8 protein-coding genes and 2 pseudogenes are annotated in these 9,362 nt (G+C 64.4%); 3 read left to right on the top strand and 7 right to left on the bottom strand.

The window, feature by feature from the left end:
• A pseudogene (locus AX750_RS15200) lies at positions 1-1,011 on the bottom strand (IS3 family transposase); the annotation flags it as partial.
• Between the two features lie 457 nt (positions 1,012-1,468).
• On the opposite strand from AX750_RS15200, the gene AX750_RS26165 reads away from it, so the two are divergent.
• Positions 1,469-1,612, top strand: coding sequence for a hypothetical protein (locus tag AX750_RS26165; RefSeq protein ID WP_156449994.1), 144 nt, complete (start codon positions 1,469-1,471; stop codon positions 1,610-1,612).
• Positions 1,613-1,736: 124 nt separating this feature from the next.
• On the opposite strand, the gene AX750_RS15185 is transcribed toward AX750_RS26165, so the two are convergent.
• Genes AX750_RS15185 through AX750_RS15160 form a run of 6 tightly spaced genes read right to left on the bottom strand, consistent with a single transcriptional unit; the run spans position 1,737 to position 7,658 of the window.
• Positions 1,737-2,096: a Na+/H+ antiporter subunit G gene (locus AX750_RS15185; protein WP_067254631.1), complete on the bottom strand. Its 360-nt coding sequence runs from the start codon at positions 2,094-2,096 to the stop codon at positions 1,737-1,739.
• Between the two features lie 10 nt (positions 2,097-2,106).
• Positions 2,107-2,376, bottom strand: a complete 270-nt coding sequence (locus AX750_RS15180) for a K+/H+ antiporter subunit F (RefSeq protein ID WP_067254628.1) — start codon at positions 2,374-2,376, stop codon at positions 2,107-2,109.
• A complete protein-coding gene (locus tag AX750_RS15175) occupies positions 2,373-2,864 on the bottom strand; it encodes a Na+/H+ antiporter subunit E (RefSeq protein ID WP_067254625.1) in 492 nt (163 codons plus the stop codon). The genes AX750_RS15180 and AX750_RS15175 overlap by 4 nt, the downstream gene beginning before the upstream one ends.
• Before the next feature lie 3 nt (positions 2,865-2,867).
• Entirely contained in the window at positions 2,868-4,424 is a 1,557-nt protein-coding gene (locus AX750_RS15170; RefSeq protein ID WP_067254621.1) for a monovalent cation/H+ antiporter subunit D, read from the bottom strand.
• Positions 4,421-4,804, bottom strand: a complete 384-nt coding sequence (locus AX750_RS15165; protein ID WP_067254618.1) for a Na+/H+ antiporter subunit C — start codon at positions 4,802-4,804, stop codon at positions 4,421-4,423. The genes AX750_RS15170 and AX750_RS15165 overlap by 4 nt, the downstream gene beginning before the upstream one ends.
• A gap of 1 nt (position 4,805) precedes the next feature.
• On the bottom strand, positions 4,806-7,658 hold the full coding sequence (locus AX750_RS15160) for a monovalent cation/H+ antiporter subunit A (protein WP_067254615.1): 2,853 nt from the start codon (positions 7,656-7,658) through the stop codon (positions 4,806-4,808).
• A 24-nt stretch (positions 7,659-7,682) separates the two neighbouring features.
• Here AX750_RS15160 and AX750_RS26160 point away from each other — a divergent pair, with 24 nt between their 5' ends.
• Positions 7,683-7,997, top strand: coding sequence for a hypothetical protein (locus tag AX750_RS26160; protein WP_156449993.1), 315 nt, complete (start codon positions 7,683-7,685; stop codon positions 7,995-7,997).
• A gap of 465 nt (positions 7,998-8,462) precedes the next feature.
• A pseudogene (locus AX750_RS15150) lies at positions 8,463-9,331 on the top strand (IS3 family transposase); the annotation flags it as partial.
• Positions 9,332-9,362 lie beyond the last annotated feature (31 nt).

Raw genomic sequence — 9,362 nt, 5'->3', positions numbered from 1 at the left:
GTCCATCCTCCATTCTTCGATCAGCCGGCGAGCGGTCGGCAGGTTGCGGAACATGCGCTCGTTGAGACATTCGTCTCGGAAGCGGCCATTCAGGCTCTCGACGAACCCGTTCTGCATCGGCTTGCCCGGCGCAATGTAGTGCCACTCGACCTGGCTATCCTCCTGCCATTGCAGGACGGCCCGCGAGGTCAGCTCGGTGCCGTTGTCGCTGACGACCATGAGCGGCCGGCCGCGAAGGGGGATGAGCGCATCGAGCGCGCGGGCGACCCGCTGGCCGGAGAGCGAGGTGTCGACGACGAGTGCCAGGCATTCGCGGGTGAAGTCGTCGACCACGACCAGCACACGAAAGCGCCGTCCGTCGACCAACTGGTCGGCGACGAAGTCGAGGCTCCAGCGCTGGTTCGGGCCCTGTGGCATGGCCATCGGCGCCCGTGTCCCGAGCGCGCGCTTGCGCCCGCCACGCCGGCGCACCGTCAGCCGCTCTTCACGGATTGTGCCGGAACAGCTTCTTATGGTTCAGCACGATGCCGTCCCGCCGCAGCAGGATGTGCAGGCGCCTGTAGCCGAACCGCCGCCGCTGACCCGCCTGGGTCTTCAGGCGCTCGCGTATCCTCGCGTCGCCGGACCGATGCGAGGCATAGCGATAGGTCTTCGGGTCAAGCCCGATCAGGCTGCACGCCCGACGCTGCGAGTAGCTCTTCTCTTCGATGGCCCAGGTCACGAACGCTCTCCGCGATCCGGGCTTCAGAAGTTGTTTCCAAGCGCCTCGCGCAACGTCGCGACGTCGAGCATCGACTCCGCCAGCAGCTTCTTGAGCTTCCGGGTCCCGTCGTCGAGCGCCTTCAGCCGACGGGCGTCCGATACCTCCATCCCGCCATAGCGATTGCGCCAATTGTAGAGCGTCGCATCGCTGATCCCGTGCTTGCGGCACAGATCCGCCACCGCGACCCCGGCCTGATGCTCCTTCAGCACCGCGATGATCTGCTCTTCGCCAAACCGGCTCTTCTTCATCTCCGTCTCCTTCCGACGGAGTCCAATTCAAACCGAGGGCGCTTCAGGGGGCAACGTCAGCGGACATGCGCGTCGTGCTTACGTCCGACAAGTCTGCGGCCGATCAAAAACCGATTAGACTGACAAAACGGATCAAGTGCGCTGTACGAGCAGCGTTGGCCAAGTGGCACCGTCGGAAATCTACTTCACAGCCCGAAGGATTTCGTGATGACCGAGGATTGCCATTATGCTTGTCGACAAGCTAATCTAGACGAAGGGTGCATCCTGAATGGTCGAAAGATGCAGGCTAGTGTGGGTCGGGCCGCCCGCACGGAGGCCTGCGACCATTATGCTCCGATCTCTCATTGCTGAACCCGCCGATCTACAGCGCCTCGCGGACGCATTCGATGCGGCTTGGGTCGCAATTAACGCCAAACAGCCCGTAGATCCCGTCGCTGCGTCGGCGGAACGCGAAAGGTTGAGCTACATCCTGATTTATCTGTGGCAATCCAATCCCGATATCGAGTTGGCTCAGGTTGCGACCGAACAGTTCCTCGACGGAGCCGGCAAGGCAGAGCCCGGCGCGGATGCCATTGAACGAGCGCTACAGGCCTCAGGCTAACTCTGCTGTTTGCATCTAAAATCCTCTCTCCGGTCGCGTCGCTGGGTCAAGAGCTGATCGAGCCTGTTGCCAGCTCGAACGGCAGACGATCGTGCCGAAGCCGAACCGGCTGATCGGCCCTCCTTCACTTGTGGACGTCTAGGGTCGCCCAGCCGCTGGGCCGGTTCGTGGGCGGCAGGCTGCTGCGGTCCTTGTGAGAACGCAGGATATGGGCCTTCGCCAGCATATGCGCGGTCACGGGCGCGGTGAGGAATAGGAAGATTGTGATCAGCATTTCGTGGAACGAGATATGGGCGCCCGCGATCGCGAAATACAGCATCGAGGCGATCAGCAGCGAACCGATGCCGAGCGTCGTCGACTTGGAGGGCCCGTGCAGGCGCCGCATCAGGTCGGGCAGCTTCGCCAGCCCGAAGGAGCCGACCAGCAGGAAGAAGGCTCCGATGAGAATCAAGGCCGTGACGGCCGCTTCGCCGATCCAGTGCATGCTGCGTGTCCTATTCGATCACATTACCACGGAGCAGATATTTGCAGAACGCCACGGTCGTGACGAAGCCAACCATGGCGATCAGCATCGCGGCTTCGAAATAGATCGTCGTGCCGTAATAGATGCCCAGCAGCACGATCAGCCCGATCGCGTTGATGACCATCGTGTCCAGCGCGAGGATGCGATCCGTAACGTCGGGACCGATCGCCAGCCGGTACAGATTGAGCAGGATGGCGACGCTGGTGGCGATCAGCGCGATCAGACAGGCGGTTGCGATCATTCGAAGATCCTCTTCAACCTGCGCTCGTAGCGCTGCTTGATCTGGGCGATCGTCGCCTCCGCTTCGTCAGTCTCCAGGCAGTGCACGAGCAGGGCGCGGCCGTCGGCGCTCACATCGGCCGAGACCGTGCCGGGCGTCATCGTGATCGTCCCCGCGAGCACCGTGATCGCCTCCGGCGATGTGAGATCGAGCGGCAGGGTGATGAAGCGTGAATGCAGGCTGTCGCCGCGGCGAAACAGGATGAGGTAGGCGACCTGAATGTTCGAGACGACGATGTCCCAGAGCACGACCAGCATGAACTCGATCATCATCAGCGGCGCACCGACGCGCGGGCGCCCCGGCCAGTAGGCGCTGGTGGCGAGCGGAATCAGGATGCCCAGGATCAGCCCCAGCACCAGATGGCCAAAGGTCACCTCATTGGCGAGCAGGACCCAGACCGCGACGATCCAGACCGACAGCAGGGGATGGGGGAACATGCGCAAAGCCATGGCCTAATTCTCCCCCGTGCCGGCGCCGGCGGCGGGCGACAGCACCGCGCGGACATAGCCGGCCTTGTCGAGCAGCTGATCCGACGTCGCCGCGAAGGCTCTGGTGAACGGGCCGGCGCCCAGTGACAGCGCCGCCGTGGCCGCCAGCAGGAGGGCGATGACGACGAGCGGCACGAGGGTGATCCCGGTCAGGCCGGGCGCCTTCGCGACCGCCGCTCCACCCGCAGACGGAACCGGCTCGCTGTTGTTCCAGAAGATCATCGAGCCGGCGCGCGCATAGCCGATCATCATCAGCAGGCTCGCGCCGAGCATGACCGCCCAGATCAGCGGTGCCTGCGGCGCCTGGCGCGTCGCGTCGAGGATCAGCAGCTTTCCGATGAAGCCCGACAAGGGCGGCATCCCGACCATGGCGATGGCCCCCAGAAAGAACATCGCCCCCAGCAGCGTCTCGTTGGCGATCGCCGGCGCGGGTTCGAGCCTTTCGAGTTGCTGGCCGCGCCGCTGGGAGATCACGTCGACGAGCAGGAACAGGGCGGCGCCCGTCAGGGTGCTGTGCACAAGGTAGGAGAGCGCCGCCGTCGTGCCGGGACCGTCGAACAGCCCCACCGCGATCAGCAGATTGCCCATGGAGGCGACGACGGAGAAGCAGACGAGATCGCGCAGATTGCGACTGGCGAGCACGCCGATGGCGCCAACGATCAGCGTGACGAGCGCTGCGGGGATCACGATCGGCGCGACCATGGCGGCCAGCGGCCCCGCATCCGCACCGAAGATCAGCCCGTAGACGCGGATGATCGCATAGGCGCCGACCTTGGTCATGATCATGAACATGGCCGCAGCCGGCGCGGATGTCGCCGCATAGGCGCTGGGCAGCCACCAGTGCAGCGGCACCAACGCCGCCTTGGTCGCGAAGACCGCAAACAGCAGCATCGCTCCTGTCTTCAGCAGCGCCTGGTCGTCCGCGGACACCGCCGCGACCTTGCCCGCCAGATCGGCCATGTTGAGCGTGCCGGTGATCGCGTAGATCAGACCGACGCCGAACAGGAACAGCGTCGAGGCGATCAGGTTGATCGCGACATAGTGGAAGCCCGCCTTCAGCCGCGGCGCGCCGCCGCCATGCAGCATCAGCCCATAGGAGGCGATCAGCATGACCTCGAAGAAGACGAACAGGTTGAACAGGTCGCCTGTCAGGAAGGCGCCGTTGACGCCGAGCAGCTGGAACTGCAGCAGGGCATGGAAATGCCGTCCACGCGTGTCCCAGCCGGCACAGGCATAGACTGCCACCATCAGCGCCAGCGCCGCACTGAGCAGCAGCATGATGGCCGACAGCCGGTCGAGCACGAGCACGATGCCGAAGGGGGCCGGCCAGTTGCCGAGGAAATAAGCCCGCGGCGTTCCGTCGCCGGCGAGCACGAGCAGGCCGATGGCCAGGGCCAGCGCCAGAATGGTGGACGCAACCGAGACGACGCGCTGATGCTTGAGGTGATGCGGCAGCGCCAGGATGAGCAGCGCCGCCGTCATCGCCGGCAGAACCGTGGGAAGGACGATCGAGTTGTTCATGCTGGCAGCCGCGCCTTGTCTACGTCGGTCCGGATCCGGGCCGCGTCGCCCTCGCCGGACACAGCGAGATCGACCTCGTCGCTTCCCGACTCCAGGAAGCCGCGCAGCGCGAGCACAACGATCAGAGCTGTCATGCCGAAGGAGATCACGATCGCGGTCAGGACGAGCGCCTGCGGCAGCGGGTCGGCATAGGCGCTTGCCAGTGGGCTGATGACCGGCGGCTGGTTGATCGTCAGGCGGCCCATCGCGAACAGGAAGAGGTTCACCGCATAGGTCAGGAAGGTCAGACCGAGAATGACCGGGAACGTCCGTGCGCGCAGCAGGAGGTAAATCCCCACCGCCGTCATCACGCCCGTGGCGCTGGCGACAAGCAGTTCCATGTCACACCTCCTTCGCCACGGCCGTGTCGGCCTCGATCACGATATCCATCGGATGGTCCGTGGCAGGCGAGCGCTCGGCCCGCTGCTGGACACGTGAGATCTGCGACAGCGACAGCAGCACGGCCCCGACGACGGCGAGGAAAACGCCGAGATCGAAGGCCATCGCCGTCGCCAGTTCGAACGTCCCGACGAACGGCAGCGAGAAATAGCCGAAAGAACTCGTCAGGAAGGGCCGCCCGAACACGAAGGAACCGATGCCGGTCAGGCCGGCGATGACGATGCCGGCCCCGATCATCGCCTGGGAGTCGAGGCGGGCGCGGGCATTCGCCCAGACATAGCCGCTGGCCATGTACTGCATGATCAGCGCCATCGCGACGACGAGACCGGCGATGAAGCCGCCGCCCGGCAGGTTGTGCCCGCGCAGGAAGATGTAGACGCCCACCGTCAGCGCCAGCGGCAGCAGCGCCCGCGTCGCCACCACCAGCATCAGGGGGTGGGCGTCGCGAGCCTCTTCCGCGAAGCGGATACTCGCCAGCCGGCGCGCCGCGGGTCGTCCGAAGGGGTGGTCCAGCAGCGCGAAGATCGCCAGCGCGGCGATGCCGAGCACGATGATCTCGCCGAAGGTATCGAAGCCGCGGAAGTCGACCAGAATGACGTTGACGACATTGGTGCCGCCGCCCCCGGGCTTCGACTGCTCCAGATGATAGGTGGAGATGGTCTCGAAGCCCCGTGTCATCACGGCATAGACCAGTCCCGCGGCACCGAGGCCCGCCACCGTCGCGATGCCGGCATCGCGCCAGCGCCAGGCGAGGCTGCTCTGTTTCGGCGTCGTCTTCGGCAGCAGATTGAGGGCCAGGAGCAGCAGAACGGTCGTTACCACGTCGACGGAGATCTGGGTCAACGCGAGATCCGGCGCCGAGAACTGCAGGAAGGCGAGCGAGACGACCAGGCCGACGACGCTCGTCAGGATCAGCGCAAAGACGCGATCATGGTGGCGCAGCGCCGCCACAAGGCTGGCCCCGACGAGTGCGAACCAGGCCACGACAGCCGGCAGCGACATCGGCAGCGTGGCCCGCGCGCCGCTCCCATGTGAGGCACTCCAGAACCCGCCGGCCGCCAGCACGAGCACGGCAGCGAGGATGACGACGAAATAGAGCTGCAGCGATCCGGTATGCGAGCGCGCGATGCTCCAGCTGGCCCCCGCCACCAGCCGGCGGATGACGCGATCGAACAGCGTCTTCGCGTCGGGGCGCGGCAGGGACAGACGGAACGCCTCGACCCGGCGATAGGCGAGGAACAGGGCCGTGCCGGCGATCAGCGCCGCGATGCTGACCAGCAGGGCCGGTGTGACCCCGTGCCAGAGCGCGAGGTAATAGGAGGAGGGCAGCGGACCGCCGATGACGGCCATCGCCGTGCGCGCGACGATCGGCCCGGCGATCAGCGCCGGCAGGAGCCCGATCGCCACCACCAGCACAACCAGCACCGCAACCGGCAGCCACATGCCCGCCGGCGGGTCATGCGGGTGGGCGGGGTAGTCGTGTCGCTGCGGACCGAAGAAGACGGCGACCGCCAGCCTGACCGAATAGGCGACCGAAAACAGCGTCGCCAGACCGACCATCACGGGGAACAGCCAGGGAATGCCGGCATAGGAGGTCTGCAGGGCCTGCTCGAGCATCATCTCCTTGGACAGGAAGCCATTCAGCGGCGCGATGCCCGCCATCGCGGCAGAGGCGATCAGCACCAGCGTCGCGGTGATCGGCATCAGCGTCATGAGACCGCCGAGCCGTCGGATGTCGCGCGTGCCGGTCTCGTGGTCGACGATGCCGGCGCCCATGAAGAGAGCCGCCTTGAAGGTCGCGTGATTGAGGATGTGGAACACCGCGGCCACCGCCGCCATCGGCGTCCCGAAGCCCAGCAGCATCGTCATCAGCCCGAGATGGCTGACGGTGGAGAACGCCAGCAGCCCCTTGAGGTCATCCTTGAAGATCGCGATCCAGGCCGCCACCAGCATGGTGACGAGCCCCACGGGCGCCACGATCAGGAACCAGGCATCGGTGCCGGCCAGCACCGGCCACAGGCGCGCCAGCAGGAAGACGCCCGCCTTCACCATCGTGGCTGAATGCAGATAGGCCGACACCGGCGTCGGCGCCGCCATCGCATGCGGCAGCCAGAAGTGGAATGGGAACTGGGCCGATTTTGTGAAGGCGCCGCCGAGGATGAGCAGCAGCATCGGCAGATAGAGGGGCGAGGCCTTGATCAGATCGCCTCGCTGCAGGATGACCGACAGGTCGTAGGATCCGGCGATGTTGCCCAGCATCAGCATGCCGGCGATCAGCAGCAGCCCGCCGCCGCCGGTGACGACCAGCGCCATCCGTGCGCCCTGCCGCGCCTCGGGCAGGTGCCGCCAATAGCCGATCAGCAGGAAGGAGGTCAGGCTGGTCAGTTCCCAGAACACCAGCAGGAGCAGGATGTTGTCAGACACGACGACACCGACCATCGCGCCCTGGAACAGCAGCAGATAGGCGTAGAAGCGCCCCATCGGGTCGTTGCGGCTGAGGTAATAGCGCGCGTAGACGATCACAAGCAGGCCGATGCCGAGGATCATCGTGGCGAAGAACAGGCCGAGGCCGTCGATGAAGAACGAGAACGACAGCCCGAGCTGCGGCAGCCAGTCCAGCCGCGCCTGGACGATCTCGCCACGATAGACGCCCGGCGCATGCGAAAGCAGCAGCGCGAGGGCGAGCAACGTCGCCAGGCCCGTTACCACGGCGCAGACATTCCGGCCCGAGCGGATCGTCAACGGTGGAAAGACTGCCGCGAAGAACGGCACCAGCGGGATCAGCCACAAATTCATCTACAAATGATTCCGATCACAATCTTGCAAACCATTCAGCCGCTACCGCATCCTCAGAGCGCTTGCCTCACCAAACTGATGATCAGAGTGGAAGATAACAACTCTAACCCCAGTTTTGATCGCGTTTATAAATCCGGACATCAAGTGGAAATTCCTGATATCAATATGGCGAATCCAAATACTGTAAGCATCAGAATTAACGCTGGAAACAATGCAGATACTGTGACCCTTGACACCGTTGGATGGGACTCTCCGTTTTTACTGGAACGGAATTCAAATAAGAGCCCAAATGCAGAAGCTATCATTCCAATGGCGAGAAATAACATGAATATCCTCTAGATGACTATTGACATTGAAAGACCGAGGCGGCCAGCCGATGAGCATCGAGGGGGTGAAATTCGATTAGCGCAGCCAGCGTTTGGCTGAGGCCGCCAGACCCTTGGTGGTGCGAGGAAAAGCTTCTCGGAAAGTCTCGGACCGGAGTTCTGCGGGCTCAATGCACGTGCTGAGCCAGCGCCAGGCAGCCGCAGCGGACTGTCAGGCATCAAGCAACACGATGATTTAAGGTTGGGCATCAGTCATGGGTGTCCGCGCTGGCGGCCCGACCAGCGTTACCCTGCCCGCCCACGGTAAGGAGCGGAGCACCCGCCAAACTTATATGGTTGTTGGCTGTAACCTGCAATGGGTGCGGATGAGGTATTTGCCCGCCGATAGCCTAGTGAGCGCTCCTCAACCGCAAGGCCTGGCCTGCTGCGGGTTTCGTGGACACCGAGATTAGGTGTTTCATGACGCTGGAGGTGGCGTATGCAGCGGCGACGATTTGGGCGTGAGTTCAAGATCGAGGCGGTTCGCCTGATCAGGAAACGCGGGGTGAGCGTCGCGCAGGCGTCTCGGGATCTGGAGGTCCATGAGAACGTGCTGCGCAAATGGGTGAAGGAGTTTGCCGCCGATCCAGGGCAGGCGTTTTCTGGACAGGGTCATGTGAAGCCCGAGCAGCTTTAGATCGAGCGGCTGCGGCGTGAGGTGGCCAAGCTCAAGGCGGAGCGCGATATCCTAAAAAAGGCCGCAGCCTACTTCGCGAGGGAAGCGATATGAGGTTCGCTTTCATCGCGAGGCACCGGAGCATCTGGCCGGTGGCATGGCTTTGCGAAGCGCTGGATGTCTCCCGCTCCGGGTTCCATGCCTGGCTGACGCGCTCGCCGAGCCAGCGCTCCGTGGACGACGAGGTGGTTGGCGCCAAGGTCTATGCGAGCTTCAAGGCGAGCGACCGGACCTATGGCGCTCGCCGTGTCTGGCGTGATGTGCTGGCTGACGGCGTCTCTTGCGGCTTGCACAAGATCGAGCGCCTGATGCGGATGCAGGCCTTGCGGGCGCGTCCCCGGCGTCGTGGCCTTCCGAAGGACGAGGGAGCACGACTGACCTCGGTCATCGCGCCCAACGTTCTCGATCGTCAGTTTACTGCGACCCGGCCGAACCAGCGCTGGATCGCCGATTTCACCTATGTCTGGACGGCGGAAGGCTGGCTTTATGTGGCTGCCGTGATCGACCTGTTCTCGCGGCGCGTCGTCGGCTGGTCGATGAAGGCCGAAATGACGGCCGCGCTCGTGACAGACGCGCTGGTCATGGCGATCTGGCGCCGCGGCAAGCCCGACGCCCTGCTGCACCACTCGGATAGTAAATAGATCGAGGCCAGTTCCCGGGCGG

The organism is Methylobacterium sp. CCH7-A2, from assembly GCF_001557075.1.
GTDB classification, from domain to species: Bacteria; Pseudomonadota; Alphaproteobacteria; order Rhizobiales; family Beijerinckiaceae; genus Allobosea; species Allobosea massiliensis.
The sequence above is the reverse complement of the archived record's forward strand: the minus strand, read 5'-3'. Positions and strand labels throughout refer to the sequence as shown.

What these genes read in the sequence shown, in the direction of transcription:
- AX750_RS15165 (WP_067254618.1), bottom strand. Translation starts at nt 4,804, where the DNA reads ATGGAACTGCTTGTCGCCAGCGCCACGGGCGTGATGACGGCGGTGGGG.
- AX750_RS15160 (WP_067254615.1), bottom strand. Translation starts at nt 7,658, where the DNA reads ATGAATTTGTGGCTGATCCCGCTGGTGCCGTTCTTCGCGGCAGTCTTT.
- AX750_RS15185 (WP_067254631.1), bottom strand. Translation starts at nt 2,096, where the DNA reads ATGCACTGGATCGGCGAAGCGGCCGTCACGGCCTTGATTCTCATCGGA.
- AX750_RS15180 (WP_067254628.1), bottom strand. Translation starts at nt 2,376, where the DNA reads ATGATCGCAACCGCCTGTCTGATCGCGCTGATCGCCACCAGCGTCGCC.
- AX750_RS15175 (WP_067254625.1), bottom strand. Translation starts at nt 2,864, where the DNA reads ATGGCTTTGCGCATGTTCCCCCATCCCCTGCTGTCGGTCTGGATCGTC.
- AX750_RS15170 (WP_067254621.1), bottom strand. Translation starts at nt 4,424, where the DNA reads ATGAACAACTCGATCGTCCTTCCCACGGTTCTGCCGGCGATGACGGCG.